This window comes from Curtobacterium sp. MCSS17_006 (assembly GCF_003234215.1).
GTDB classification, from domain to species: Bacteria; Actinomycetota; Actinomycetes; order Actinomycetales; family Microbacteriaceae; genus Curtobacterium; species Curtobacterium flaccumfaciens.
Map to the genome: position 1 here is coordinate 41,861 of NZ_QKSO01000007.1, position 24,042 is coordinate 65,902.

At 72.3% G+C, this 24,042-nt stretch carries 30 protein-coding genes and 1 riboswitch; of the genes, 20 read left to right on the top strand and 10 right to left on the bottom strand.

Annotated features, from left to right (window positions below):
- Positions 1–21 precede the first annotated feature (21 nt).
- The 5 genes from nadB (at position 22) to DEJ21_RS08445 (ending at position 4,567) form a co-directional block, all read left to right on the top strand.
- Positions 22–1,689 (top strand): L-aspartate oxidase, encoded by a 1,668-nt coding sequence (gene nadB / locus DEJ21_RS08425; protein WP_111224320.1) that lies wholly within the window; start codon positions 22–24, stop codon positions 1,687–1,689.
- Positions 1,686–2,570: a carboxylating nicotinate-nucleotide diphosphorylase gene (gene nadC, locus DEJ21_RS08430; RefSeq protein ID WP_111224321.1), complete on the top strand. Its 885-nt coding sequence runs from the start codon at positions 1,686–1,688 to the stop codon at positions 2,568–2,570. The genes nadB and nadC overlap by 4 nt, the downstream gene beginning before the upstream one ends.
- Positions 2,571–2,572: 2 nt before the next feature.
- Positions 2,573–3,712 carry a cysteine desulfurase family protein gene (locus DEJ21_RS08435; RefSeq protein ID WP_111224322.1) on the top strand — a complete coding sequence of 380 codons (1,140 nt, stop codon included), beginning with the start codon at positions 2,573–2,575 and terminating at the stop codon, positions 3,710–3,712.
- Between the two features lie 79 nt (positions 3,713–3,791).
- Positions 3,792–4,058 (top strand): hypothetical protein, encoded by a 267-nt coding sequence (locus tag DEJ21_RS08440; protein WP_111233264.1) that lies wholly within the window; start codon positions 3,792–3,794, stop codon positions 4,056–4,058.
- Between the two features lie 218 nt (positions 4,059–4,276).
- Positions 4,277–4,567, top strand: a complete 291-nt coding sequence (locus DEJ21_RS08445; protein ID WP_071405104.1) for a hypothetical protein — start codon at positions 4,277–4,279, stop codon at positions 4,565–4,567.
- A 3-nt stretch (positions 4,568–4,570) separates the two neighbouring features.
- On the opposite strand, the gene DEJ21_RS08450 is transcribed toward DEJ21_RS08445, so the two are convergent.
- Positions 4,571–5,038: an MSMEG_6728 family protein gene (locus tag DEJ21_RS08450; protein WP_111029349.1), complete on the bottom strand. Its 468-nt coding sequence runs from the start codon at positions 5,036–5,038 to the stop codon at positions 4,571–4,573.
- Between the two features lie 88 nt (positions 5,039–5,126).
- Here DEJ21_RS08450 and DEJ21_RS08455 point away from each other — a divergent pair, with 88 nt between their 5' ends.
- Entirely contained in the window at positions 5,127–5,723 is a 597-nt protein-coding gene (locus tag DEJ21_RS08455; RefSeq protein WP_027466300.1) for an NAD(P)H-dependent oxidoreductase, read from the top strand.
- Between the two features lie 198 nt (positions 5,724–5,921).
- Here DEJ21_RS08455 and aroQ read toward each other — a convergent pair whose 3' ends face one another.
- Positions 5,922–6,365, bottom strand: a complete 444-nt coding sequence (gene aroQ / locus DEJ21_RS08460) for a type II 3-dehydroquinate dehydratase (RefSeq protein ID WP_027466301.1) — start codon at positions 6,363–6,365, stop codon at positions 5,922–5,924.
- A 141-nt stretch (positions 6,366–6,506) separates the two neighbouring features.
- Here aroQ and DEJ21_RS08465 point away from each other — a divergent pair, with 141 nt between their 5' ends.
- The gene (locus DEJ21_RS08465; protein WP_071405106.1) at positions 6,507–8,177 is read left to right on the top strand and encodes a sodium:solute symporter family protein; all 1,671 of its coding nucleotides are present in this window, start codon (positions 6,507–6,509) and stop codon (positions 8,175–8,177) included.
- Between the two features lie 22 nt (positions 8,178–8,199).
- The gene (locus DEJ21_RS08470; protein ID WP_027466303.1) at positions 8,200–8,535 is read left to right on the top strand and encodes a hypothetical protein; all 336 of its coding nucleotides are present in this window, start codon (positions 8,200–8,202) and stop codon (positions 8,533–8,535) included.
- A 221-nt stretch (positions 8,536–8,756) separates the two neighbouring features.
- Here the strand turns inward: DEJ21_RS08470 and DEJ21_RS08475 are convergent, their stop codons facing one another.
- Positions 8,757–9,287, bottom strand: coding sequence for a DUF3800 domain-containing protein (locus DEJ21_RS08475; RefSeq protein ID WP_111038136.1), 531 nt, complete (start codon positions 9,285–9,287; stop codon positions 8,757–8,759).
- A 94-nt stretch (positions 9,288–9,381) separates the two neighbouring features.
- Between DEJ21_RS08475 and DEJ21_RS08480 the strand changes: the two genes are divergently transcribed.
- The 3 genes from DEJ21_RS08480 to DEJ21_RS08490 all read left to right on the top strand — a co-directional run bounded on the left by DEJ21_RS08480 (position 9,382) and on the right by DEJ21_RS08490 (position 11,218).
- Positions 9,382–9,798 carry a VOC family protein gene (locus DEJ21_RS08480; RefSeq protein ID WP_111224323.1) on the top strand — a complete coding sequence of 139 codons (417 nt, stop codon included), beginning with the start codon at positions 9,382–9,384 and terminating at the stop codon, positions 9,796–9,798.
- Positions 9,799–9,835: 37 nt separating this feature from the next.
- Positions 9,836–10,456 carry a DNA-3-methyladenine glycosylase I gene (locus DEJ21_RS08485; RefSeq protein WP_111224324.1) on the top strand — a complete coding sequence of 207 codons (621 nt, stop codon included), beginning with the start codon at positions 9,836–9,838 and terminating at the stop codon, positions 10,454–10,456.
- 81 nt (positions 10,457–10,537) lie between these two features.
- Positions 10,538–11,218 carry a DJ-1/PfpI family protein gene (locus DEJ21_RS08490; RefSeq protein WP_111224325.1) on the top strand — a complete coding sequence of 227 codons (681 nt, stop codon included), beginning with the start codon at positions 10,538–10,540 and terminating at the stop codon, positions 11,216–11,218.
- Here the strand turns inward: DEJ21_RS08490 and DEJ21_RS08495 are convergent.
- Both DEJ21_RS08495 and DEJ21_RS08500 read right to left on the bottom strand, forming a co-directional pair.
- Positions 11,215–11,685: a GNAT family N-acetyltransferase gene (locus DEJ21_RS08495; RefSeq protein WP_111224326.1), complete on the bottom strand. Its 471-nt coding sequence runs from the start codon at positions 11,683–11,685 to the stop codon at positions 11,215–11,217. The two genes, DEJ21_RS08490 and DEJ21_RS08495, sit on opposite strands and share 4 nt — an antisense overlap.
- The gene (locus DEJ21_RS08500; RefSeq protein WP_220036565.1) at positions 11,682–12,506 is read right to left on the bottom strand and encodes a LysR family transcriptional regulator substrate-binding protein; all 825 of its coding nucleotides are present in this window, start codon (positions 12,504–12,506) and stop codon (positions 11,682–11,684) included. The genes DEJ21_RS08495 and DEJ21_RS08500 overlap by 4 nt, the downstream gene beginning before the upstream one ends.
- Before the next feature lie 33 nt (positions 12,507–12,539).
- Between DEJ21_RS08500 and DEJ21_RS08505 the strand changes: the two genes are divergently transcribed.
- Together DEJ21_RS08505 and DEJ21_RS08510 are read left to right on the top strand one after the other, a co-directional pair.
- Entirely contained in the window at positions 12,540–12,929 is a 390-nt protein-coding gene (locus DEJ21_RS08505) for a DUF5997 family protein (RefSeq protein ID WP_017888549.1), read from the top strand.
- 40 nt (positions 12,930–12,969) lie between these two features.
- Positions 12,970–13,476, top strand: a complete 507-nt coding sequence (locus DEJ21_RS08510) for a hypothetical protein (protein ID WP_017888550.1) — start codon at positions 12,970–12,972, stop codon at positions 13,474–13,476.
- A 49-nt stretch (positions 13,477–13,525) separates the two neighbouring features.
- On the opposite strand, the gene DEJ21_RS08515 is transcribed toward DEJ21_RS08510, so the two are convergent.
- Complete coding sequence (locus DEJ21_RS08515) at positions 13,526–13,975, bottom strand: phage holin family protein (RefSeq protein WP_111224328.1); 450 nt, start codon at positions 13,973–13,975, stop codon at positions 13,526–13,528.
- A 174-nt stretch (positions 13,976–14,149) separates the two neighbouring features.
- Positions 14,150–15,625, bottom strand: coding sequence for an MFS transporter (locus tag DEJ21_RS08520; protein ID WP_111224329.1), 1,476 nt, complete (start codon positions 15,623–15,625; stop codon positions 14,150–14,152).
- A gap of 119 nt (positions 15,626–15,744) precedes the next feature.
- Here DEJ21_RS08520 and DEJ21_RS08525 point away from each other — a divergent pair, with 119 nt between their 5' ends.
- Both DEJ21_RS08525 and DEJ21_RS08530 read left to right on the top strand, forming a co-directional pair.
- Positions 15,745–16,311, top strand: a complete 567-nt coding sequence (locus DEJ21_RS08525) for a TetR/AcrR family transcriptional regulator (protein WP_111022213.1) — start codon at positions 15,745–15,747, stop codon at positions 16,309–16,311.
- 9 nt (positions 16,312–16,320) lie between these two features.
- On the top strand, positions 16,321–16,848 hold the full coding sequence (locus DEJ21_RS08530) for an Lrp/AsnC family transcriptional regulator (protein WP_027466312.1): 528 nt from the start codon (positions 16,321–16,323) through the stop codon (positions 16,846–16,848).
- A 44-nt stretch (positions 16,849–16,892) separates the two neighbouring features.
- Here DEJ21_RS08530 and DEJ21_RS08535 read toward each other — a convergent pair whose 3' ends face one another.
- Entirely contained in the window at positions 16,893–17,324 is a 432-nt protein-coding gene (locus tag DEJ21_RS08535; RefSeq protein WP_027466313.1) for a GNAT family N-acetyltransferase, read from the bottom strand.
- 111 nt (positions 17,325–17,435) lie between these two features.
- Here DEJ21_RS08535 and DEJ21_RS18215 point away from each other — a divergent pair, with 111 nt between their 5' ends.
- The 5 genes from DEJ21_RS18215 to ribH all read left to right on the top strand — a co-directional run bounded on the left by DEJ21_RS18215 (position 17,436) and on the right by ribH (position 23,047).
- Positions 17,436–18,758, top strand: a complete 1,323-nt coding sequence (locus DEJ21_RS18215) for a hypothetical protein (protein ID WP_181435835.1) — start codon at positions 17,436–17,438, stop codon at positions 18,756–18,758.
- An 87-nt stretch (positions 18,759–18,845) separates the two neighbouring features.
- On the top strand, positions 18,846–20,678 hold the full coding sequence (locus tag DEJ21_RS08545; protein WP_111224330.1) for a hypothetical protein: 1,833 nt from the start codon (positions 18,846–18,848) through the stop codon (positions 20,676–20,678).
- A 321-nt stretch (positions 20,679–20,999) separates the two neighbouring features.
- A riboswitch (FMN riboswitch) is annotated at positions 21,000–21,134 on the top strand.
- Between the two features lie 94 nt (positions 21,135–21,228).
- Complete coding sequence (locus tag DEJ21_RS08550; RefSeq protein WP_071247477.1) at positions 21,229–21,882, top strand: riboflavin synthase; 654 nt, start codon at positions 21,229–21,231, stop codon at positions 21,880–21,882.
- Positions 21,882–22,571: a 3,4-dihydroxy-2-butanone-4-phosphate synthase gene (gene ribB, locus DEJ21_RS08555; protein ID WP_111224331.1), complete on the top strand. Its 690-nt coding sequence runs from the start codon at positions 21,882–21,884 to the stop codon at positions 22,569–22,571. Before DEJ21_RS08550 ends, ribB begins: the two co-directional genes overlap by 1 nt.
- A complete protein-coding gene (ribH, locus tag DEJ21_RS08560) occupies positions 22,568–23,047 on the top strand; it encodes a 6,7-dimethyl-8-ribityllumazine synthase (RefSeq protein WP_071406282.1) in 480 nt (159 codons plus the stop codon). Before ribB ends, ribH begins: the two co-directional genes overlap by 4 nt.
- A gap of 81 nt (positions 23,048–23,128) precedes the next feature.
- On the opposite strand, the gene DEJ21_RS18220 is transcribed toward ribH, so the two are convergent.
- Together DEJ21_RS18220 and DEJ21_RS08565 are read right to left on the bottom strand one after the other, a co-directional pair.
- Positions 23,129–23,299 carry a hypothetical protein gene (locus tag DEJ21_RS18220; RefSeq protein WP_017888559.1) on the bottom strand — a complete coding sequence of 57 codons (171 nt, stop codon included), beginning with the start codon at positions 23,297–23,299 and terminating at the stop codon, positions 23,129–23,131.
- Between the two features lie 66 nt (positions 23,300–23,365).
- The gene (locus tag DEJ21_RS08565) at positions 23,366–23,914 is read right to left on the bottom strand and encodes a TetR/AcrR family transcriptional regulator (RefSeq protein WP_071406283.1); all 549 of its coding nucleotides are present in this window, start codon (positions 23,912–23,914) and stop codon (positions 23,366–23,368) included.
- Positions 23,915–24,042 lie beyond the last annotated feature (128 nt).

Below are 24,042 nucleotides of genomic sequence, written 5' to 3' on the forward strand. Positions count from 1 at the left end.
GACCGAACGAGGGAGACCACCGTGCACGTCGTCATCGTCGGCTCCGGCATCGCCGGGCTGACCGCAGCGATCCGCGCCAGTGCCCTGCACGACGTCACCCTGGTGACGAAGGGGGCGCTCGCCGACAGCGCCACCGCGTACGCCCAGGGCGGGATCGCGGTGGCGCTCGGTGCCGACGACTCCGCGGCGCTGCACCAGGCCGACACCCACGTCGCCGCGGCGGGCAGCGCCGACGCGCGTGCCGTCGAGGTCCTGTGCACCGACGGCCCGGCCCGCGTCCGCGACCTGCTCGCCCTCGGGGTGCCCTTCGACCGGTCGTCGGACCCGGCGACCCTCGACCGGTACGGCGACGACCTCGCCCGCGGTCGTGAAGCCGCGCACGGCCGGTGGCGCGTCGTGCACGCCGACGGTGACGCGACCGGGGCCGCCATCGAACGCACCCTCATCGCGGCACTGCACCGACGGCACGTCACGATCCTCGAGCGCACGAGCCTGACCGACCTCGTCGTCCGCGGCGGCGTGGTCGTCGGCGTCGACGTCCTCGACCTGCTCGGGGAACCCCGCCGGCTCGACGCGGACGCCGTCGTCATCGCGTCCGGGGGAGCCGGACACCTGTACCGCGAGACGACGAACCCCCTGGTCGCCACCGGCGACGGGGTCGCCGCCGCCTGGCGCGCCGGTGCCGTCCTCGCGGACCTGGAGTTCGTCCAGTTCCACCCGACACGGCTGGCGGTCCCCGGCGGCGGCCTGGTGTCCGAAGCCGTCCGCGGTGAAGGCGCCGTCCTCCGAGACGCCGCCGGGCACCGCTTCATGACCGACGTGCACCCGGACGCCGAGCTCGCCCCGCGTGACGTCGTCGCCCGGGGGATCGCCGCCGCGGTGCGCGACCAGGGCGGCTCGCCTGTGCTCCTCGACGCCACCGGCCTCGACGCCGGGTTCCTGGTCACGCGGTTCCCCGGACTCACCCGGGCCACCCGCGCCGCCGGCTTCGACTGGACCCACGAGGGCGTCCCGGTCGCACCGGCCGCGCACTACTCGATGGGCGGCATCGCGACCGACGCCGAGGGCCGTACCAGCCTGCCCGGACTCCTCGCCGTCGGCGAAGCCGCCTGCACCGGGGTCCACGGCGCCAACCGGCTCGCCTCGAACTCGCTGCTGGAGGGACTCGTCTTCGCGGTCCGCGCAGCGGACGCGGTCGCCGCACCGCGACCCGGCCTGCTCCGCCTGCGCGGGGACGCCGGTCTCCACGTCACCAGCGTGCCCCGAGCGGCCGACGCGATCCGTTCCTCCCGTCCGACCCCGCCTGGAGGCGCGACCCACCTCGACGACGTCGGTGCCGTCCGACAGGTGGTCCAGTCCGTCATGACGGACCGCGTCGGGCTGCTCCGTGACGCCGTCGGGCTGGCCAGCGCGCGCCGCGACCTCGACGCGCTGACCGCGCCGACCGGCGGCGGCGTGCGTGAGCACGAGGACCGTGCGCTGCTCGACCTGGCCCGACTCGTCGCGCTCGCCGCCGAGGCCCGCACCGAGTCGCGCGGGGCGCACGCCCGCACCGACCACCCCGACACCGACCCCAGCGCCCCGGCCTCGTACGCCTGGGTCGCCGACCCCACCGACGCACACCCCGACGAGCACACGGACGAACGCACCGACGGCTCCGCAGTCGTCGCGCAGGAGGTACCCGCATGACCACCGACCCCGGCACCATCCCGCCGCACGCGCTCCGTCGCGTGATCGAGACCTCGCTCGAGGAGGACGCGCCCTGGGGCGACGTCACCAGCGAGACCCTGATCCCCGCCGAGGCGACCGCGACCGCGACCCTCGGCGCGCGCGAGCCCGGCGTGCTGAGTGGCGGCGCGGTGTTCGTCGCCGTGATGCACGCCGTCGACCCGTCGATCCACGCCGTCGTGCACGTCGCCGACGGCACGCGCTTCGTCGCGGGCGACGTCCTCGCGACCGTGACCGGGTCGGCGCGCGCCGTGCTGCGGGCCGAGCGGGTCGCCCTCAACCTGGTGCAGCGGATGTCGGGCATCGCGACGACCACCGCGGCGCACGTCGCCGCCGCCGCTGGCACCTCGGCGCGGATCGTCGACACCCGGAAGACGACGCCCGGCCTCCGAGCACTCGAGCGGTACGCCGTCCGGTGCGGCGGCGGACACAACCACCGCACCTCGCTCTCCGACGCCGTGCTCGCCAAGGACAACCACCTGGCGGTGCTCCTGGCCGGCGGCATCGGCATCGGCGACGCGATCGCCCAGGCCCGCCAGCGGCTCGGGCACACCGTGCACGTCGAGGTCGAGGTGGACCGCATCGATCAGATCGAACCCGTCGTCGCTGCGGGGGTCGACACGATCATGCTCGACAACTTCACCCCGGACGAACTCGTGACCGGGGTCGGCATCGTCGCCGGACGCGCGCTCGTCGAGGCCTCGGGAGGCGTGTCGCTCGACACCGTCGCGGCGATCGCGGCGACCGGCGTCGACGTCATCTCGGTCGGGGCGCTGACCCACTCGGCGCGGGCGCTCGACCTCGGACTCGACATCGACGTCGCGGTGCCGGTCCGGGACTGACCGTGTTCTACCTGGACCGCGCCGCCACCACCCCGGTCCGCCGCGAGGTGCTCGAGGCGATGTGGCCCTACCTGACGGGGGTGTTCGGCAACCCCTCGTCGACGCACGGGGTCGGGGGCGAAGCCGCGCGGGGACTCACCGCTGCACGGTCCGCCGTCGCCGGGGTGCTCGGGTGCCGGCCCGCCGAGGTCGTCTTCACCACCGGCGGCACCGAGGGTGCGAACACCGCGATCAAGGGGATCGCCCTCGCCACGCCCCGTGGTCGGCACGTCGTCACGAGCGCCATCGAGCACGAGGCCGTGCTGGAGAGCTGCGCGTACCTCGCCCGCTTCCACGACTTCGACGTCACCGTGCTGCCCGTCGGCCCGGACGGCCGCGTCGACCCGGCGGTGCTGCGCGCGGCACTCCGCCCGGACACCACGCTCGTCTCGATCGCGCACGCCGACAACGAGATCGGCACCGTGCAGGACGTCCCCGCGCTCGCGGCGGTGGCGCACGAGGTCGGGGCGCGGTTCCACACCGACGCCGTGCAGTCCGCGCCCTGGCTGCCGATCGGTCTCGGGGTGCTGGGCGTCGACGCGCTGTCGTTGTCCGGGCACAAGCTCGGCGCCCCGAAGGGCACCGGCGTGCTCGCCGTGCGCGCCGGCGTCCCGCTCGAGCCGCTGCTGCACGGCGGGGGACAGGAACGGGGGCGGCGGTCCGGTACCGAGGACGTGGCCGGTGCCGTGGCGGTGGCGACCGCCCTCGGGCTGGCGGCGGAGACGGTGCGGTCGGGGGAGGGCACCGCGACCACCGTGCGCGACGCGGTGCTCGACGGCGTGCTCGCTGCGGTCCCCGGCGCGTTCGTCACCGGGTCGCGGGAGCACCGGCTGCCCGGGCACGCGTCGTTCTGCTTCCCGGGCGTCAACGGCGAGACCGTCCTGCTCGAGCTCGAGCAGCGCGACGTGGTGTCGTCGTCGGGCAGTGCCTGTGCCGCGGGCAGCACCGATGCCTCCCACGTGCTCACGGCGCTCGGGATCCCGGAGGACGTGGCCCGCACCGCGCTCCGTCTGACGTTCGACGCGGCCCTCACAGCCGACGACGTCCCGGTCGTCGTCGGGGCCGTCGCCGACGCCGTGGCGACCGTCCGTGCCCTCGGCTGAGGTGTACTAGACGTTCTACTCCATCTCTGGGTACGTGTCCCCCCTTCTGCGGACAACCGATCTGCGTCAGAGTGTCGTCATGGCAAACGCGATGATGACCCGGACACGACGGGACGACCGCTTCCGAGCGGTGCAGCTCCTGCCGGCGCCGGCCACCCTCGTCGCGCTCGCCCTGGCAGCGCAGCACGACCTCGGCACGGCCCCGCTCGGGATCATCGCCGTGGTCGGAGCGCTCGCGACCGCCGGGAGTGCCCTGCTCCCGATGGTCCGGCCAGCCGCCGCCCACCGGTCGATGCCCGCACCGACCGAGACGGACCGGTACCGAGAGGACACCGAACACCCTTGAGGTCCACCACCGTGCGGTTCCCCTGAACCGAGCCGCGCGGTGGACCCAGACCGGATGTCGACCCCCTGATCGACGTCCGGCGCGGGGCGCGACGTTCCCCCTGTCGTCGTGTCCCGCCGTACACCGCGATCCCGCCGTGGGTCGACGTCCGCACCCCTGAGCGGCGTCGGTTCCCCTGCAGCCCACGGCGGGATCCGGTTCCCCGGTAGCGTCGTCGCATGCCCTCGTACCGTGCGACCCTGGCGATCGGTGCCCTCGCGCCCGGCATCGCCCCGGACGCCGTCCTGCCCGCCGCGGCCGCCCTCGTGCGCGAACACGCCGTGGTCGAGGCCGAGGACGTCCGGCTGCTCCGTGGCGTCCCCTGTGCCGTCGTGCGCTTCGAGGCCGAGGACGACCGTGCCGCGGCGGCCGTCCGCGACGCCGCCGTCGACGGGCTGCGGGACGTGGTCGAGATCCGCTCCGACGTCGTCACGCGGCGCGAGGGCGGTCGCTGGATCCCCGTCGCCTGACGGTCAGGCGGTGTGCGTCGCCGGTTCGGGTGTCCCCGGCCAGACGTAGTCCAGGTCGTCCGGCACGTCCGGGAACAGCTCCCGGTAGTGCTCCGGCGCCTTCTGCACGAGCTTCGAGCGGTGCGAGACGTGCAGGGCCTCGTCGTCGTTCCACGGCGGGACCGGCACGTCGCCGCGCTCGTACGCCGCCAGGTCCTCCGGCACACGGCCCAGGTCGAGCAGGGTCTTCTCGAGACACGTGTCGGCGTACCCGCGCTCGGCCCAGACGCGGCACGTGGCCTCCTGGTACGCCATCAGCGCCGGACGGTAGCCGCGCCACATCGCCGTCACCGGGTGGTGCTGCCAGCCGTAGTCGGGGAGCGTCAGTGCGCGCATCACCTGCAGGGTCTCGACCCGCTGCTTGCCGAGCCGCCGGTCGTCGAGGACCTCGGCGGATGCCCGGAAGTCGGCGTACGGCAGGAAGGTCTGCATGGCGCGGACGCTACCCCGACCGACTGGCACCCGACACATGTCGTCACGAACGTGCCGCCCGCCCCGGCAGCGTGTGAGCATCGACCGCATGAGCGGAGAACTGGTCGTCGGCGTCAGTGGCAGCCCATCGGACCCCTCGCGGACCTCGACCCTGGTCGCGGCGACGGTGGCCCGGTTGGCCGAGGAGATCGACGGCGCCCGGACCGAGACCATCGAGATCGGCCCGCTGCTGGCCGACCTCGGAGCGGCGTCGGGTCGCGAGACGATGTCCGACCGCACCCGCCGGGCCCTCGAGACGGTGGAGGCCGCGGACGTGCTCGTCGTGGGCAGCCCGGCCTTCCGGGCGGCCTACTCCGGTGCCTTCAAGCTCTTCTTCGACTGGGTCGGGCAGTACGACCTCGTCGACACCCCGGTGCTCCTGACCGCCACCGGCGGCAGCGACCGGCACGCCCTGCTCGTCGAGCACCAGATGCGCCCGCTGTTCGGGTTCTTCCAGTCCACGACCCTGCCGCTCGGGGTGTTCGGCAACGAGCGAGACTTCACCAAGCGCGAGGGTGGCTACGACATCGCGAGCGTCGACCTCGAGCTCCGCATCGACCAGGCCGTGCGCCGGGCCGTGCCGCTCATCCGCGGCGGCTTCGCCACCGCCGGCCTGACCGACGTGCGGCGCCCCGCCGAGTTCTGATCCTCGTGCGCGCGCCCGGCTCTTCCGGGCGTCCCCGGTGGTTCCGGGCGTCCCTGGTCGAAAGTTCTCACCAGGTATGCCCGGAACCACCTGGCATCGCGCGTGCCATGGGAAGGAACGGGCGCGACCCAGCGTGACCAGATGGCGGACGGGAGGCCCGTGGCGACGCCGCCACGGGCCTCCCGTCCGGTCGTTGGCTCAGCCGAGCAGGGACGCGACGTGCGCGACCGCCAGGCGGTAGCCATCGGCGCCCGCGCCGGCGATGACCGCCGTCGCGGCGGTGGCGACGTGGTCGACGTGGCGGAACGGCTCGCGCTTCCACGTGTTCGACAGGTGCACCTCGACGACGGGGACCCACAGGGCCTCCACCGCGTCGTGCAGCGCGACCGAGGTGTGCGCGTAGGCGGCGGGGTTGATGACGACCGCGGCGAAGTCGTCGAGGGCCTCGTGCAGCCACTCGACCAGCTCGCCCTCGCGGTTCGTCTGGCGGAAGTCGGCCTCGAGCCCGTGCACGGCCGCCTCGGTGTGCACGATCGCCTCGATCTCGGCGAGCGTCACGGTGCCGTACTGCTCCGGGTCGCGGCGCCCGAGGATGTCGAGGTTCGGGCCGTTGAGGACGAGGATGCGCGACGCGTCGGTCATGGGCCGAGCGTAGCGAACCGGGGGCGCGCTGCGCGGCTCGGACGATGCATGCGCTGGCTATGTGAACGGTCACAATCGGTGTAGCGTCTCCGTCCGGGTCGGCAGAGTTGTCGACTGCAACACACTGACGTGGAGATGTGAATGGTTCTCGCTGCAGCGAACGAAGGGATCCGGCTCGACTTGGGCTGGGTCGACTACCTGATGATCATCGTGTACTTCGCGGTCGTCATCGGGATCGGGTTCACCGCCCGCAAGCAGGTCCGGACGAGCATGGACTTCTTCCTGTCCGGCCGCTCGATGCCGGCGTGGATCACGGGCCTGGCGTTCGTGTCCGCGAACCTCGGCGCCACCGAGATCCTCGGCATGGCGGCCAACGGTGCCCAGATCGGCATGGCCACCCTGCACTACTACCTCGTCGGCGCCGTGCCCGCGATGGTGTTCCTCGGCCTCGTGATGATGCCGTTCTACTACGGCTCGAAGGTCCGCTCCGTGCCGGAGTTCATGCTGCGCCGCTTCGGCAAGGCGCCGCACCTGGTGAACGCGATCGCGTTCGCGGTGTCGAACGTGCTCATCGCGGGCATCAACCTCTACGCGATGGCCATCGTCATCGAGGCCATGCTCGGCTGGCCGGAGTGGCTGGCGATCATCGTCTCCGCCGGCTTCGTGCTCGTCTACATCACCCTCGGCGGGCTCTCGAGCGCGATCTACAACGAGGTCATGCAGTTCTTCGTGATCATCGCCGGGCTCATCCCGCTGACGATCGTCGGTCTGCACCGCGTCGGCGGCTGGGACGGCCTGTCGAAGGCCATCACCGAGACCCAGGGCGTGCAGCACCTGCAGGCCTGGGCCGGCACCGGCTTCGGTGACGTCACCAACCCGATCGGCGCCAACTGGCTCGCAATCGTGCTCGGCCTGGGCTTCGTGCTCGGCTTCGGCTACTGGACCACGAACTTCACCGAGGTGCAGCGCGCGTTCTCGGCGAAGAACATGTCCGCGGCCCGCCGCACCCCGCTCATCGCCGCGATCCCGAAGCTCTTCATCCCGGCCATCGTCGTGATCCCGGGCCTCATCGCCGCGGCCGTCGTGGGCAACCAGTTCGCCGACGGCACGCTGACCTACAACGACGCGATCCCGAAGCTCATCCAGATGTACCTGCCGACCGGTGTGCTCGGCATCGCGGTGACCGGTCTGCTGGCGTCCTTCATGGCCGGCATGGCGGCGAACGTCTCGTCGTTCAACACCGTCTTCACCTACGACATCTGGCAGCGCTACATCCGCCCGAACATGCCCGACCTGCACTACCTGAAGACCGGCCGCTGGGTCACCGTCGTCGGCGTCGTGGTCGGCATCGCAACCGCGTTCATCGCGGCCCAGGCGTCGAACATCATGACGTACATGCAGACGCTGTTCTCGTTCTTCAACGCACCCCTGTTCGCCGTGTTCATCCTCGGCCTGCTGTGGAAGCGCATGACGACGCAGGGTGCGCTCTGGGGCTACGTCCTCGGCATCGTGACCCCGACGATCACCTGGATCGCCTACCTGGTCAACCCGGACCTGTTCGCCACCGCGACCGCGGAGACCCTGTACGGCGCGATCATCTCGTTCGTCACCGTGCTGGTCGTCGGCTTCGTCGTCTCGATGCTCACCAAGCCGAAGGACGAGAAGGAGCTCGGTGGACTCGTCTACGGCGTGGGCAAGATCGACCTGCACGGCGACTCGGTCGCGACGGACACCGCCTGGTACCGCTCGCCCGCCCTGCTCGGCACCGTCGCGCTCGTCCTGTGCGTCGTCCTCTACCTCCCGTTCCTCTGATCCGCGAAGGAGACCACTTCTCATGAGTGACACCACCACCCCCGGCGCGATGACCGAGGAGCAGAAGGCAGCCCTCGTCCGTTCCACCCGCCGACTCGACCTGCGCCGCATCCTCGGCGGCCTGTTCGTGCTCTACGGCGTGATCACGACCATCGTCGGGATCGTGCACTGGAACACCGACCCCGAGAAGACCGGCGGGATCCACATCAACCTGTGGGTCGGGATCTCGCTGCTCGTCGGCGGCGGCCTGTTCTTCCTCTGGGACCGCCTGAACCCGGTGCCCGCCGAGGACATCATCGGCCAGGCCGAGGCCGAGTCGCACCAGCGTGCCGCGGGCGAGGGGCGCGAGCTGGCCTGAGGTCGCTCGGGTCGGGCGTCCCCGGCCAGACGCAGAATGACGAAGTCGCTGTCGGACGACAGCGACTTCGTCGTTTCCGGCCGCGGCGGCCGGCGCCTTGACCGGGGCCGGGCGTTGCGGGTAGCATTGATATGTCGATCGGGTGCTGCTCGGTCGAAAGTGATCCTCGGATGTCCTGCAGCCAGCGCGGGCCCGAGGATTTGCGCTTTCGGGGGCTTCCGTCAGGAGACCAGGATCGGGCTCGACAGTCCGTGATCTCCGGCGAGGCCGGCAACATGAGCCCCGCAGGCGATGTCGGCCAACGCGAGGAGCGGCTCCTCGGAGGGGTTGAGGTGCTCGAACCGCACTCCGTGACCGACTCCACGATCGCGGAGCGCATCGAACATCGCTCGGTCATCCTTGTCCCGGGCGGGTCCGCGTGTCTCGAGGACCACGTGCCCGACCTTTCGCAGCTCGAGTTCGTGCACGAGGCGTTCGATGCACCGTCTTCGCCGACGTTCCGTCCGTGCCACGGCGCCGTCGTACCGGACCACGATGACGGCCACCGCATGCCGGAGGAGATCGAGCCACGAGATGCGCTGGCTCGGCAGCGCCTCGTACCAGTGCAGCTTCCGCATCCGCCTCGGAGTCGCCGCTCGGACGTCAGCACGCGCGGCGTCGCTGATCGAGACTGAGATGATCACCGCAGCGAGGACGTACGCGGTGTGGTCCCGTCCACCACCGGGTTCTGACTCGTCCACGTACGCCCGCATCCGACCAGCATATTGTGTACCGGTTGGTTCCCCCACGAAACGGTTGCGCGCTGGACCGGGTGGGTCCAGGTTGAGCGTGACGAAAGGAACCGCCATGGACACGATGGTCTTCATCAACCTGCCCGTCACGGACCTCGAGCGCTCGAAGGCGTTCTACGAGGCGCTCGGGTACTCGATCAACCCGGCCTTCAGCGACGACACCGCGGCGTGCGTGGTGGTGTCCGACACGATCTACTTGATGATCCTGACGACGGCGAAGTTCGCCGAGTTCACGGACAAGACGATCGCCGACACCGACACGATCGAGGTCATCAACTCGCTCAGCGCCCCGTCGAAGGAGGACGTCCACCGCATCGTCGACGCCGCGGTTGCTGCCGGCGGCACCGAGGACCGCCCGGAGATGGACCTCGGCTTCATGTACCAGCGGAGCTTCACCGATCCGGACGGACACCGCTGGGAGTACGTGTGGATGGACGACCAGGCGACGCAGGACGGCCCGCCCGCCGAGTGAGTGATCGGCTGTCGGCGGCGCCCGCCAGGATGGTCGTATGAGCACCGAGCCCGTCGACGCCCCACCCGTGCCCGACCTCGTCACCGGCGACGACGGCCTCGCCCGGCCGGTCTGGGCGTCGTCGGACGAGCTCCTGCGCGACTACTACGACACCGAGTGGGGCATGCCCGTCCGCGACGAACGCGGGGTGTTCGAGCGGCTCTCGCTCGAGGCGTTCCAGTCCGGTCTGTCGTGGCGCACGATCCTCGCCAAACGACCGGCGTTCCGGGCCGCCTTCGCGGACTTCGACGCCGACACCGTTGCGGCCTTCGGCGAGGACGACGTCGCACGCCTGATGGCCGACGCCGGGATCGTCCGGAACCGCGCGAAGATCCTCGCGACGATCACCAACGCGAACGCCACGATCGCCCTGCGGCAGGACGGCGGGCTCGCCGACTCCGTGTGGTCGTTCCGGCCGACGACCACCCCCGAGCCACGGTCGTTCGCCGAGGTCCCGACGAAGTCGGATGAATCCCTCGCTCTGTCGAAGGCGCTGCGGAAGCGCGGCTTCGCCTTCGTCGGACCGACGACGATGTACGCCCTGATGGAAGCGCTCGGCATCGTCGACACCCACCTGATGGGCAGCCACCGGCGCGGGACCTCCGGCGTCTGGAACTGACAGGCGAGCCCAGCCGAGCCGAGCCCCGCCCACGGACACGAGCAGGCACGAGAACGAGAACGCCGGGACTATGGTCACGACATGGCCGACGACATCCGGATCGCGTTCCTGCTGTTCCCGCACCTGACCCAGCTCGACCTGACCGGTCCGGCGCAGGTCCTCAGCTGCGTGCCCGGCGCACGCGTCGAGTACGTCGCGGCGACGCTCGACCCGGTGCCGAGCGACTGCGGCTTGGCGCTCGTCCCCACCGTGACGATCAGGGATGCAGGCCCCGCGGACGTGCTCGTGGTGCCCGGTGGGGACGGTGCCTTCGACGCGATGCTCGACCCGGACGTCGTGGCCTTCGTGCGGCGCCAGGCCGAGCACGCGACGTGGATCACCTCGGTGTGCACCGGCGCCTTCGTGCTCGGCGCCGCCGGGCTGCTCGCCGGCAGACGCGCGACCACCCACTGGGCCTCGAAGCCGATGCTCGAGGCCTTCGGCGCGCAGCCGGTGGACGCCCGGATCGTCCGGGACGGTGCCGTCGTCACCGCCGCCGGGGTGAGCGCGGGCATCGACATGGCGCTGTGGCTCGCCGCCGAGCTCGCTGGACAGCCCGCTGCCGAGGCGATCCAGTTGCAGATCGAGTACGACCCGCAACCGCCGTTCGACCACGGATCGGCCGAGCGCGCCGACGCCGTCGTCGTCACCCGGGCCCGCGCAGCAGCCGAGGAGTCGCGCGGCGCGAGGGTGACCCGGGCCGCCGCAGCCGTCCTGCGCTAGACCAGCGGCTTCCGCATCTGCGCCGACGTCACCTGGTACCCGAGCGCCGCGTAGAGCTCCTGCGCCCCGGTGTTGTAGCCGAACACGTTCAGCCCAATGCTCGTCGCGCCGTTCTCGGCGGCGGCGCGGTGCCCGAGCTCGAGCGCCCGCCGTGCGTGCCCGCGGCGCCGGTGTGCCTCGTCGATCTCGACGTTGAACACCCACCAGTCGGTGCTGCCCGGCGTGAGCGGTCCGATCCACAGGTACCCGATGACGGTGTCGTCCTGGTCGGTGACGTCCCACACGAGGTGCCCGTCGGCGGGGGACCCGCCCGGGAACCAGCGGTCCCGTGACTGCTGCTCGTTCGCCTCGGCCTGCTCGCGGGTCTCGCCCGCCTGCATCCGCGACTCGACGTACTCGGCCATCGTGCGCTGGAGCCAGGCCGGGAGGCGCGTGGCCGGCATCAGTGCCAGCCGCGTGTCCGTCATCGGTTGCCCTTGGAACCCCGGCTCGGCTTACCGCGCATCTTGCCGCGTCCGGGTGTCGGCCCCTTGCCGGTGTTCGACTTCTTGCCGGCGCCGGACTTACCGCTGCCGGGCGACTTCGCCTTGGCCTTGCCGCCGGCGCCCGCGGCGCCGCCCTTGGAACCCGACGCACCCGACCCGCCGGACCCACCCGACCCGCCGGACGCACCCTTGGCACCCGACCCGGCCTTGGCGCTGCCACGAGCCGGACGCGAGTCGTCGTCGGCGTCGCGATCCGGGCCTCCTGGCTGGCGCGAACTGTTGGCGGTCCGCCCGCGCACAACGCCGATGAACTCCTCGGTGGTCTCGGTGGCGTCCTCGTCCCGCCAGACCAGCGCGATGCGCGTGCCCTCGGCGTCCATGAGCGGACGACCGACCAGGTCCTTGCGGCTGGCGGCGCGGAACAGCGACTGGGGGAGCACGACGACGCCGACGTTCGCCTCGACCAGGTCGAGCGATCCGTCGATGTCGGCCGGCACCGGGCCGGCGTCGATCACGTGGACCTCGGCGTCGGCGAGGTCGACCTCGGCGAGTTCAGCGAGGGGGGAGTCCTTGGGCATCGCGACGACGGCCGTCTCGGTCCAGAGCGGGATGGCGTTGTGCTGCTCGGACACGGGCATGCGTGCGAAGACCATGTCGGCCTCGCCGGCCAGCGTGTCGTCGACGTCGTCGGCGCCGATCGGCCGCAGCCGGAGCTCGATGGAGGGGAAGCGTTCCCGCCAGACACGGGCCCACTTTGCGGGGGAGACCCCCGGCACGAAGGCGATGGTGAGAGCCGCGGTCATGCAGACGAGCATAGGGGCCGTACCCTTGTCCTCATGGCGCAGGAACAGACCATGAAGCCCGAGACGGCTGCAAAGAAGCTCGGCATCTTGCTGACGGCGGCTCCGGAGTCCTTCCAGAGCGCTCCCCTCACGCGGACCGCCTTCGACGAGCTCCGCACCGAACCCCCGACCTGGCTCGAGGACCTCCGACGCGACGGCCCGCACCCGCGACCCGTCGTGGCGCAGAAGCTCGGCATCTCCATCTCCGGCCTGAGCCGTGCGGGGATCGACGACGCCCTGACGACGGCGGACATCAAGACGCTGCTCGAGCAGAAGCCCGAGTGGCTCGTCCGCGAGCGTGCGACGCAGGCCGCCGTCCACGCGGAGAACGCCCGCGTGAAGCAGGAGCGCGCCGCCAAGGCCGCTGCCCGCGCCGAGGACTGACCCCACCCCGCACCACTCCGCCGCACCGAGGACGCCCCACGTGCACGAGACCGTCGCCGACGCCATGCTCGTCGTGCCGCAGTTCGCGTCCGTGTGCTGCATCGTCGGTGACCGCTACCGACCGCGCCCGGGCGTGATCGTGCCGGCGGGCGTGATGCTCGTCGCGATGCTGATGCCCGTCGTCGACGCCGGAGCGGTGTGGACGCTGTTCGCCGCGACCCTCCTGCTCCTGCTCGCGCCGTTGCCCGTGATGCGTCGCCGCCGCGCCGACGGTCGCCGCGCGGAGCCGATGGACGTCCACCGCGCGCTCTCCGCCGTCGTGATGGCGGGGATGCTGCTGATGGGCCACGCCTCGGGTGTCGCCGGCGACCACGCGGGGCACGGCATCGCACTGTCCGCGGTCCTCGGCGCCGGCGTGATCGGCTACTGCGCGTTCAGCGGCTGGCTGCTCCGGTACGAGTGGGGCCGCGAGGACCGGCGGGCCGTCCGCAGCGGCGAGGTCTTCGCGATGACCGTCGCCGTGGTCGGCATGACCCTGGCGATGTAGCGGAGCCCGCGCTGGCGGACGCGGCCCCGCAGCCGGTCCGTCCGGTCCGTCAGTCGCGGGCGGCGCTGTCCGTCGGGGCGCCCGCCGCGTGCGTCACCCGCTGCTTCGCCGCCTGGATCGTGTCCTTCGGCACCGGCGGCACACCCCGCCGGATCCCGCGCAGGCCGACGACGAACAGGATCGCGGTCACGATCGCGAACACGACGAAGGTGATCCCGGTCGCCGCCCACAGCGGCAGCGCGAGGGCGAGCAGCGCCACCGCGAAGCCGGCCAGTGCGACCAGGGTCGTCAGGGCGAACCCGACAGCGACACCGGTGAGCACCAGCCCGGTCTTCGCACCGCTCGCGCGCTCGCCGATCTCGCGCCGCGCCGAGGCGACCTCCTCGCGCACGGCGCGCAGCACCGGTTCGAGGGCCTTCTGCACGAGTCCGGCGGTCACGGTGTCGCGGAACGACGGCCGTCCGGGAGTGGTGGTGTCGTCGTGGTCGGTGCTGCTCATGGGGTCTCCTGTCCGGGCGCGGCGGTCCGCGTCCCCTGACAGGACGCGACCGGTCCGATGATCGTCACGCTGACTCGCGTGCGCCCGGTGCGTTCCCAGGTTGTGCAACGGACGGGAGGCCCGCCCCGCGTCGTCGACGCTGGACGGGCCTCCCGGGTGGTCGGGCCCACGGCCCTACTCGGCGACCTCCTCGAGGTCGTCGATCCCACGGGCGGCGGCCGCTGCGCGGCGGGCACGCATGGTCGGCGCGGCGAGCGCGGCGAGCACGGCCACGACCGCCACACCGGTGCACGCCCAGAACCCGATGGTGAAGGCGTCGTCGGTGGGCAGTCCCTGCGGCGTGCTGTGCGAGGTGATCAGCGCGGCGATGACTGCGGTGCCGACGCTCGAGCCGATGGTCCGGACGACCGTGTTGGCGCTGATGGCCTCACCGGTCTGGTTCGCGGGGACGCTCTCGATGATCGCGTTCGAGCAGGCGGCGAGGGCCATGCCGATGCCGATGCCGGTCAGGACGCCGGAGGCCACCACCTGCCACAGCTCGGCGTGTGCGATCGCCGGCAGCACGAACGCGGCGACGATGGCGAACCCGCCGATGAGCATCGGCGGCTTCGGGCCGACCTTGCGCACCAGGATGCCCGCGATGGGCCCGGCGACGACCATCATCACGACGGTCGGCAGCAGGAAGAGACCGGCCTGCGTGACGTCCTTGCCGAAGCCGTAGCCGAGCGCCGTCGGGAGCTGCAGCAGCGTCGGCACGAGGACGAAGGTGCCGAACATCGCGAACCCGAAGACGAGTGCGACGACGTGGGCGGTCCAGACGCCACGGACCGCGAAGAGCCGGACGTCGATGAGCGGCTCGGCGACCCGGAGCTCGACCAGGACGAACACGACCAGTGCGACGGCGCCGAGGACCAGCAGACCGATGGTCTTGCCGTCACCCCAGCCCCAGGTCTCGCCCTCGCTGACGGCGAGCAGGATGGCGACGAGCGAAACCGCGAGGACGAACGTGCCGGCCATGTCCAGGCGGCCGGGCTTCCGGACCGGGGACTCCGGCATCCCGAAGACCGCGCCGAGCAGTGCGATGACGACGAGCACGGCGGGGAGCCAGAACAGCCAGTGCCACGACAGGTGCTCGACGATGGGCCCGGCCGCGACGATGCCGACACCGGCACCGATGCCGAAGATCGCCGACAGCAGACCGATCGTGACGCTGACCTTCTCCTTCGGCAGCTCGTCACGGACGATGCCGATCGACAGCGGCATCACGGCTCCGGCCGCACCCTGCAGCGCGCGCCCGACGATCAGCACGCCGAGGTTCGGGGCGAGGGCGGCGAGCACGGCGCCGACGAGCAGGATCGACAGCACGACGATCAGGACCTTGCGCTTGCCGATCATGTCGCCGAGGCGACCGAGGATCGGCGTGAGCACCGAGGCGGAGAGCAGGTACGCGGTGAGCACCCAGCTCGTCGCGCTGGTGGAGGCGCCGAGGTCCTGCCCGATGGTCGAGAGCGCCGGGGCGACCAGCGACTGCAGGACCGCGAAGGACAGGCCGCCGAGGGACAGGTAGACGATGATCGCCGTGCTGTTCGGACGGCGCCCGTCGGTGGTGGGGTGCGAGCCGGTGCGTGGGCTCTGCATGGTGTCGGTCATCGTGCTCCGTGTCGTCGTGGTCGTCGATGTAAACAATTGCTGACATGACGAGCGTACGCGTTCGAGAGGGCATGTCAACGCTTGCTTACATCCCTGTGAGGACCGGTAGGCTGCGCTCCATGAGCAAGGACGCCGCGGCCACCCGACTCCTGCTCGTGCAGGCCGCCCGGCGTCGGTTCGCCTTCGACGGGTACCGCGCGACGACCGTCCGCGACATCGCCGGGGACGCTGGAGTGAACGTCGCCCTGATCAACCGGTACTTCGGTTCGAAGGAGGGGCTCTTCCGCGCCTGCCTCGACCGGGTCGTCCGCGACCTGGGGGCCGAGGAGACGAGCGAGCAGGGCCTCGAACGGGCGCTGACGGGCATCATCACGCACATCGTGCGGGCCCCGACCGACGACGACTCACTGCAGCTGATGCTCCTGCTCCGGTCCTCCGGTGACGACGGCGCCGATGCCATCCGCCGAGAGACGCTGCGCCGGTACGCCGAACGGCTCGCGGGCACGGTCGGCGGCGCTGGTTCCGAGGAGCTGCTCGTCCGTGCCGAGATCGCGCTGGCGGTGGTGCTCGGGATGTCGATGCTCCGACAGTCCACCGCGGTGGAACCGCTGGCATCCGCCGACGACGCCGTCGTGTCGGCGGCGCTCGAGGACGCCCTCCGCGCCCTGCTCGCGCCGCCGCGGTAGCGTCGAGGCGTGTCCGACCGTCCCGCACGTCGCCCCGACCCCGCTCCGCGCCTCGACGAGGTCGACGAGCGCATCCTCTGGACCCTGTCGGCCGACGCCCGGATCCCGAACAACCGGCTCGCGGCCGCCGTCGGCATCGCGCCGTCGACCTGTCTGGCACGGGTCCGTGCGCTCGAGGACGCCGGGGTGATCCGCGGCTACCGGGCCGAGGTGGACGTCGCCCGGCTCGGGTTCTCGATCGAGGCGATGGTGTCCGTCCGGGTGCACGCAGCGGCCCGCCACGAACTGCGGGACTTCGCCAAGCGCCTGCTGCGGGTGCCCGTCGTGCAGGACGTGTCCTTCCTGGCGGGGGACAAGGACTTCCTCGTGCACATCGCGTGCGAGTCGACCGAGCAGCTCCGGGACTTCGTCGCCGACGAGCTCAGCGGTGACCCCTCGGTGGCGACGACGCAGACGAACATCGTGTTCGAACGCCTCGTCGCCGACCGGGCCACGCAGGGCCGCTCGTTCGACGAACTGCGGCGCTGGCGGGCCTGACGCGCGGAACCCCTGATCAGAGCGGTCGGAACAGCGCCGTCGGGTCAGCGCTTCCGGGTCATCGGGATGTGCGGGATGCGGTCCTCCAGGTACTCGTCGCCCGAGCGCACGAAGCCGAAGCGGCCGTACCACTGCTCCAGGTGCGACTGGGCGCCGAGGGCGATGCTCGGCGAGCGCGACTCGGCGATCGCGGCCTCCATGAGCTGCGCGCCGAGCCCCTGGCCGCGGGCGTGCTTCGCGGTGGCGACCCGGCCGATGCGCTCGGTGCCGTCGGGCTCGCGGAGCAGGCGGAGCGTCGCGTCCACCGAACCGTTGCCGGCCCAGAACTGCACGGTGCCGGGCTCGAGGTCACGGCCGTCGATGTCGCCGTACGCGGCTTCCTGCTCGACGACGAAGACGTCCTGGCGGAGCCGCAGGATCTCGTGCAGCGTGACGATGTCCAGGTTGCGGGTCGGAGCGTTGAAGATCGAGACCACGGACGGCCCTTCCTGAGAATTTCTTCCGAAACAGGGTGTGCTCCGGACCGGATCGGCGTACATTGCCGGTCAACCACTCTACGTGCGCAGCCGAGATCAGGAGGTGAGCGCATGGACCACCCGTTGCGCGCACCCTGGCGCGCCGCACTCCGCATCGTCCTGCTGGGCGTCGGGACCCTCGCCGCCCTCGTGCTGCTGTCCCTGCTCCTCGGCGCGCGACCGGCCTCCGCCGCGACGACCTCCGCCGCACCGACCGAGCAGCGCGGACTCGTCGGCAGCGTCGTCGACGGCGTCGGCGGCACCGTGCAGGGCGTGACCGGCGAGGTCGGCAAGGTCGTCGGTGGCGTGACGGATCCCGTCCGCAAGGCCGTGGCACCTGCACCTGCACCTGCCGCGCCCGCTCCGGCCCCCGCACCTGCTCCCGCTCCGGCACCTGCTCCGGTGGTCGCAGCGCCCGCACCGGCTCCAGCAGCACCCGCTCCAGCTCCCGCAGCCCCCGCGCCGTCGAGCCCCGCTCCGGTCGCGACCACACCGGCTGCCCAGCCGACCACCTCCGCCCCTGCGGCCCACCCGGCCACGCGCCCGGTGCGACAGGTCGTCGACCAGGTGAGCAGCGCCTCCAGGCCGGTCACCGACACCGTCGCGACCGTCCTGCGCCCCGTCACCGGCACCGTGGAACGCGTCACCGACGCGCGCCCGGTGACCACCGTCGTCGACACGGTCGACGACGTGGTCGGCGGCGTCCCGGTGGTCGGCACGGTTCTCGGCGACGACACCCTCGGCACCGTCACCGGCCCGGTCACGGGCCTGGTCGACGACACGCTCGGCTCGGTCGGCACGACCGTCGGCACCGTCCCCGACGTGGTCGAGGGCGTCGTCCCGTCCGTCGGCGGCACCCTGCCAGGAGGCACGGACCCCGTCGTCGACGTCCCCGCGCTCCCGGTGGGCGGCGGCTCGAACCCGTCCGCCGGGCCCGTCCCGTCGGTGCCGGACGCGAACGCCCCCGTCCGGCCCGGAACCGTCGCCCCGCAGGGGGCCACGGTGCCCACCGCACCCGCATCGGCGCGTGTCGTCGCCGCCGATGCCCCGGGCGACCGCGCAGCCGGACTCCGCCCTTCGGAGCCGCTCGCTGCAGCCGCCACGACGGCAACGGCCGGTCCGGTCGTCACGGCCGTCGAGGCGCAGGACGCGACCCTCGGCGGACACGCGCTGCTCGTCCCCGCGGACGGCGAGGGCCACGGGCTCCCGTTCGACGGAGCCGACGTCGGCGTGCTCGGTGGCAGTGCCTCCTCGACCTCCGGTGGCGCAGCAGCCGTCGGCATCGTCGGCTCGACCGACGACATCGTCTCCCTCGCCGCGGGGTCTCGCGGCACGCTCTCCGACGACGCGGTCCCCGCATCGGTCGTCGGCGAGCACGACGTCGCCCCTGACTGAGATCGGTGCGCCTGTCCACCACGGCAGGCACGCACACATCCCGGCTGCGTCCGCGGTCGGTGACGATCTCGATCAGGGAGTACGACCATGAACAAGTACGTCTCCAGAGGGCTCTGGTTCGCCCTCTTCGTCGGCGGGCTCACGCTCGGCGGCACGGCTGCGGCGAACGCGGCCACGACATCCGGTGCCGACGGCACCGTCTCGGGCACCCAGGTGGCCCCGGCCGTGGACGCCCCGGTGTCCCTCGGCGGCAACGCGATCGCCGTGCTCGGCGACGCGGTGTCGACGGCGACGGGGTCCACGCCCGCCGCTCCGGCCCCGGCGCCTGCTCCGGCCACGACCGCTCCTGCCCCCAGCACCTCGGGCCAGGACGGCACGCTCTCGGGCACCCAGGTGGTGCCGGACGTCGCGGCACCGGTGACGGTCGGCGGCAACGCCGTTGCCGTCGCCGGTGACGCGGTCTCGGCCGCCGCACCCGCGGCTGCTCCGGCGCCTGCTGCCCCCGCTCCGGCTCCTGCCGCTCCCGCTCCGAGCACCTCGGGCGAGGACGGCACCGCTTCCGGCACCCAGGTCGCTCCGGCCGTGACCGTCCCCGTGACGGTGTCCGGCAACGGGATCGGCGTCCTCGGCGACGGCACCTCGACGTCGACCGCCCCGGCGGCGGCGACACCGGCGCCGGCTGCCGAAGCCCCGTCGGCGCCCACCACCTCGGGCACCGACGGACTGCTCTCCGGCACCCAGGTGACCGGTCTGGTCGACGTCCCGGTGTCCATCGGTGGCAACGGCATCGGCGTCCTCGGTGACGGGACCGCGACGGGCACGGCGCCCACCGCGGGTTCGGGTACCGGGACCGCTCCGGCGGCCGGTGGTTCGACCTCGGGTTCGGACGGCACGGCTTCGGGCACGCAGGTGTCCCCGGTCGTCTCGATCCCGGTCACCGTGGCGGACAACGGCATCGGGCTGCTCGGGTCGGGCACCGCGACGGGCACGGTGCCCGCCGCAGGCACGGGTACCGGGACCGCTCCGGCGGCCGGTGGTTCGACCTCGGGTTCGGACGGCACGGCTTCGGGCACGCAGGTGTCCCCGGTGGTCGACGTCCCGGTGACGATCGGCGGCAACGGCATCGGCGTCCTCGGTGACGGCACGAGCACCGGCGGCGCCACGGCTCCGGCCACCGGGACCGCTCCGACGGCCGGTGGTACGACCTCGGGTTCGGACGGCACGGCCTCGGGCACGCAGGTGTCCCCGGTCGTCGACGTCCCGGTGACGATCGGTGGCAACGGCATCGGCCTCCTCGGTGACGGCACGAGCACCGGCGGCGCCACGGCTCCGGCCACCGGCACCACGACCCCGACGACCGGCGGTTCGACCTCCGGCGACGGCGGCCTGCTCTCCGGCACCCAGGTCACCCCGGTGATCAGCCTGCCGATCACGATCGGCGGCAACGGGGTCGGCATCGTCGGTGACGGCACCAGCACCACCCCCTGCACCGGCACGAACCCCGGGACCGACCCCGGGACGGACCCGGGCACGGACCCCGGCACCGACCCTGGCACGGACCCCGGCACCGACCCGGGCACCGACCCCGGTACGGACCCCGGTACCGACCCGGGCACCGTCCCCACCGACGGGACGGGCATCGACACCGGCACCACGCCCGGTACGGTGACCATCCCGGTGGGCGTGGTCGACGTCGTCGAGCCGACCCGGGCCTCCACTGCGGGTGTGGTGACCACCACGACCGCTGCCACCAGCGGGGTCCGCACCAGCGCCGGGACCGTCGCGGTAGCAGCCGCGGCCGGTGACGGCCAGCCGGAGCTCGCCTACACGGGAGCCGGCTCGCCGGTCCTGCCCGCCGGGTTCGCGCTCCTGCTGCTCCTCGCCGGAGCGGGCACGCTCGTGCTCCGTCGCCGGCACTGACCGGCGGGTGATCGAGGGGCGTCACACCGTGGCGCCCCTCGTCACCGTGCCCGGAGGGGCGTGCGCGTTCCACGACAGAACACCGGAGGATCGACGGATGTCCTGTCGGAACATGTCGGCGCATCGGATGCGCGTGCATGTTCCGACGGAACGCTCGTCGATCGACTCGTGCATCGTCGCAGTGCGGACGCCCGCCGCCGGACGCGGACGCCGGACACCGCGGGTGCCACGTGCTGACCGCGCCCGGGGGAGACGCCGGGTTACGACGGCGCGGCCACCGTGGCGCGGCCGTCAGCGGCCTGGGGTATCGTTCCGACTACGCAAGCGCTCCGGGGTCGGTGTAATTCCGAGCCGGTGGTGACAGTCCACGAACTGATGACGGGTGCGAACCCGACAGAGGTTGACCCGGTGGGATTCCGGGACCGACGGTGAAAGTCCGGATGGGAGGCGCGCTGGGCGGACAGGACGACCCCACGACCCGTGGGGTGCGACCCGTCCGTCGATGCCGACGATCGTCGAACGCCCCCGGAGTCCCGTTGAGAGGACACCAGTGTTCACCGGCATCATCGAGGAACTCGGCACCGTCACCGCCGTCGAGCAGCAGGGCGACTCCGTCGCGCTCACCGTCCACGGCCCCGTCGTCGTGCAGGACGCCCGGCACGGCGACTCGATCGCGACGAGTGGTGTCTGCCTGACCGTCGTCGAGCAGACCCCCGAGACCTTCACCGCCTTCGTCATGAAGCAGACCCTCGACATGAGCGCCCACGGTGCACTCCGGGTGGGGGACCGCCTGAACCTCGAGCGCGCCGCCTCGGTGGGTGACCGCCTGGGCGGGCACATCGTGCAGGGCCACATCGACGGCACCGCCACGGTGCTCGAGACGGCCGACGGTGACGGCTGGCGGCGTGTGCGGTTCTCGCTCGCGCCCGCACTCAGCCCGCTCGTGGTCGACAAGGGCTCGATCGCGCTCGACGGCGTCTCGCTCACGGTCAGCGCGGTCTCACCCGAGGACACCGCGCCCGACGCGGCCTGGTTCGAGGTGAGCCTGATCCCCGAGACGCTCGAGGCGACGACACTCGGGCTCCGCGTGCCGGGTGACCGGGTGAACGTCGAGACCGACGTCCTGGCACGGCACGTCCGCCGCATGCTGCGGCTCGACGCCGCGGCGCAGTCGCTCGAGACCGTCGGATCGGAGGCCCGGTGATGGTCGCCGAGGCCGGTGCCGTCCCGCAGGCACTCGGGTTGTCGAGCATCGAGGCCGCGATCGCGTCGATCGCCGCCGGTCGTCCGGTGATCGTCGTCGACGACGAGGACCGCGAGAACGAGGGCGACGTCATCCTGTCCGCCGAGCTCGCCTCGCCGGAGTGGATCGCGTGGACCGTGGCGCACTCGTCCGGGTTCATCTGCGCGCCGGTCAGCACCGAGATCGCCGATGCCCTCGACCTGCCGCCGATGGTGGCGAACAACGAGGACGTCCGCGGCACGGCCTACACGGTCACCGTCGACGCGGCCGTCGGCGTGACCACGGGCATCAGCGCCCACGACCGCGCCCGCACGTTGCGGGTCCTCGCCGACCCGACCTCGGTGCGCGACGACCTGCACCGACCCGGACACGTGGTGCCCCTGCGTGCCCGACCGGGCGGGGTCCGCGAGCGCGCCGGGCACACCGAAGCAGCGATCGAGCTCGTCACCGCGGCCGGGCTCCGGCCCGCTGCGGCGATCTGCGAGATCGTCGACGAGGACGGCAGCATGATGCGGCTGCCGGCGCTCGTCGCACTCGGGGCACGCCAGGGCGTGCCCGTCATCACCATCGCCGCGCTCGCCGAGTGGCTGGACGCGGCAGACCGGGCGGCGGCAGCGACCGCAGCGCCCACGGAAGGAACGACACGATGAGCGGAGCAGGCGCGGCGGACCGCGACCAGGTGGACGGTACCGGGATCCGGGTGGCCGTCATCGCCGGACAGTGGCACGACACCATCGCCGCGGGCCTGCTGGCCGGCGCACAGCGTGAGGTCGAGCGGCTCGGGGCGACGGCCGAGGTCATCCCCGTCCCCGGCAGCTTCGAGCTGCCCGTGGTCGCGAAGACCGCGCTCGAGGCCGGTTTCGACGCGGCGGTCGCGCTCGGCGTCATCATCCGCGGCGGCACCCCGCACTTCGAGTACGTCTCGGGTGCTGCGACGAGCGGCCTGACGCAGGTCGCGATCGACACCGGCAAGCCCGTCGGGTTCGGCGTGCTCACGCTGGACGACGAGCAGCAGGGACTCGACCGAGCCGGGCTGCCCGACTCCAAGGAGGACAAGGGCGCCGAGGCCGCACACGCGGCGATCAGCACCGCGGTGACGCTGCGGTCCCTGCGCCTCCCGGTCTGAGGCGCCGGACACGCCACACAGAACGGCCCCGCACCGGTGAGGTGCGGGGCCGTTCTGTGTTTGCTGATCAGTGCTTGCTGGCTAGCGCTTGCCGAACACGTGGATCGGCAGGAAGAAGGAGAGGCTCATCAGGAGCACGCCCGCCATGAAGACGAAGGCCTGGCCCGACTCGACCTGGAAGGCGAACCCGAACAGGTACATCGACACCAGCAGCAGCAGGATCGAGAAAACAGCGGCGATGACGCGGCCCACGGGATACCTCCGGGTGTCGACGAGTGGATCGTTCCCCAGTCTATCCCCAGCCGGGGGTGTGCCGGTTCACGCTCCGGGTCGCGTGGCGATCAGACGGTCGACGACGGTGAGCAGGGTCTCCATGTCGACGCTGCCCCGCTTCGGTCGCACCTCGCTCGCGGCACCGAGTGAGGCCTGGTGGTACAGCCCGTCGCCGAGGAGCTTGACGGCCTGCGCGGTCGGCTCGTCGCCGAGGGCGTCGACGAGGGTCGCGAGCCAGGCGTTCTCGGTGTCGTCGAGGGTACGTCCGGCCTCTTCGTAGCCGGCCTGCTGCAGGCGGCTCGCGGCGAGCAGGGCGAGGTCCAGCTCGCTGCCGACGAACAGGCAGTTGCGGACGAAGTAGCGCGCGGCACCGTCCTCGGCGTCCTGCATGCGCTCGACGTCGATCGCGGACAGGTCGGACAGGCGTTCACAGAGCCCCTCGACCAGCGCGGCCTTGGAGCCGAAGTGGTAGAGCAGGCCGCCCTTCGAGACACCGGCGCGCGCGGCGACGGCGTCGAGCGTGGCGGGACGCTCGCCCTCCTCGCACACGATGGCGACGAAGCTGTCGAGGACGCGGTCGCGGGCACTGGCCATGCCGAGAGTCTAGGAGCAGTTCCGGGGGTCGCGGACGCCGGCTCCTCCGCCGCCGCCGTGAACGCTCACGAATTGCCGTAGGACCATTGCCGATCGCTCTGGCGCCCGCTAGCGTCGAGCCGACCGTG

What these genes read in the sequence shown, in the direction of transcription:
- nadC (WP_111224321.1), top strand. Translation starts at nt 1,686, where the DNA reads ATGACCACCGACCCCGGCACCATCCCGCCGCACGCGCTCCGTCGCGTG.
- DEJ21_RS08440 (WP_111233264.1), top strand. Translation starts at nt 3,792, where the DNA reads ATGGCAAACGCGATGATGACCCGGACACGACGGGACGACCGCTTCCGA.
- DEJ21_RS08445 (WP_071405104.1), top strand. Translation starts at nt 4,277, where the DNA reads ATGCCCTCGTACCGTGCGACCCTGGCGATCGGTGCCCTCGCGCCCGGC.
- DEJ21_RS08450 (WP_111029349.1), bottom strand. Translation starts at nt 5,038, where the DNA reads ATGCAGACCTTCCTGCCGTACGCCGACTTCCGGGCATCCGCCGAGGTC.
- DEJ21_RS08455 (WP_027466300.1), top strand. Translation starts at nt 5,127, where the DNA reads ATGAGCGGAGAACTGGTCGTCGGCGTCAGTGGCAGCCCATCGGACCCC.
- aroQ (WP_027466301.1), bottom strand. Translation starts at nt 6,365, where the DNA reads ATGACCGACGCGTCGCGCATCCTCGTCCTCAACGGCCCGAACCTCGAC.
- DEJ21_RS08465 (WP_071405106.1), top strand. Translation starts at nt 6,507, where the DNA reads ATGGTTCTCGCTGCAGCGAACGAAGGGATCCGGCTCGACTTGGGCTGG.
- DEJ21_RS08470 (WP_027466303.1), top strand. Translation starts at nt 8,200, where the DNA reads ATGAGTGACACCACCACCCCCGGCGCGATGACCGAGGAGCAGAAGGCA.
- DEJ21_RS08475 (WP_111038136.1), bottom strand. Translation starts at nt 9,287, where the DNA reads ATGCGGGCGTACGTGGACGAGTCAGAACCCGGTGGTGGACGGGACCAC.
- DEJ21_RS08480 (WP_111224323.1), top strand. Translation starts at nt 9,382, where the DNA reads ATGGACACGATGGTCTTCATCAACCTGCCCGTCACGGACCTCGAGCGC.
- DEJ21_RS08485 (WP_111224324.1), top strand. Translation starts at nt 9,836, where the DNA reads ATGAGCACCGAGCCCGTCGACGCCCCACCCGTGCCCGACCTCGTCACC.
- DEJ21_RS08490 (WP_111224325.1), top strand. Translation starts at nt 10,538, where the DNA reads ATGGCCGACGACATCCGGATCGCGTTCCTGCTGTTCCCGCACCTGACC.
- DEJ21_RS08495 (WP_111224326.1), bottom strand. Translation starts at nt 11,685, where the DNA reads ATGACGGACACGCGGCTGGCACTGATGCCGGCCACGCGCCTCCCGGCC.
- DEJ21_RS08500 (WP_220036565.1), bottom strand. Translation starts at nt 12,506, where the DNA reads ATGACCGCGGCTCTCACCATCGCCTTCGTGCCGGGGGTCTCCCCCGCA.
- DEJ21_RS08505 (WP_017888549.1), top strand. Translation starts at nt 12,540, where the DNA reads ATGGCGCAGGAACAGACCATGAAGCCCGAGACGGCTGCAAAGAAGCTC.
- DEJ21_RS08515 (WP_111224328.1), bottom strand. Translation starts at nt 13,975, where the DNA reads ATGAGCAGCACCGACCACGACGACACCACCACTCCCGGACGGCCGTCG.
- DEJ21_RS08520 (WP_111224329.1), bottom strand. Translation starts at nt 15,625, where the DNA reads ATGACCGACACCATGCAGAGCCCACGCACCGGCTCGCACCCCACCACC.
- DEJ21_RS08525 (WP_111022213.1), top strand. Translation starts at nt 15,745, where the DNA reads ATGAGCAAGGACGCCGCGGCCACCCGACTCCTGCTCGTGCAGGCCGCC.
- DEJ21_RS18215 (WP_181435835.1), top strand. Translation starts at nt 17,436, where the DNA reads ATGGACCACCCGTTGCGCGCACCCTGGCGCGCCGCACTCCGCATCGTC.
- DEJ21_RS08545 (WP_111224330.1), top strand. Translation starts at nt 18,846, where the DNA reads ATGAACAAGTACGTCTCCAGAGGGCTCTGGTTCGCCCTCTTCGTCGGC.
- ribB (WP_111224331.1), top strand. Translation starts at nt 21,882, where the DNA reads ATGGTCGCCGAGGCCGGTGCCGTCCCGCAGGCACTCGGGTTGTCGAGC.
- ribH (WP_071406282.1), top strand. Translation starts at nt 22,568, where the DNA reads ATGAGCGGAGCAGGCGCGGCGGACCGCGACCAGGTGGACGGTACCGGG.
- DEJ21_RS08565 (WP_071406283.1), bottom strand. Translation starts at nt 23,914, where the DNA reads ATGGCCAGTGCCCGCGACCGCGTCCTCGACAGCTTCGTCGCCATCGTG.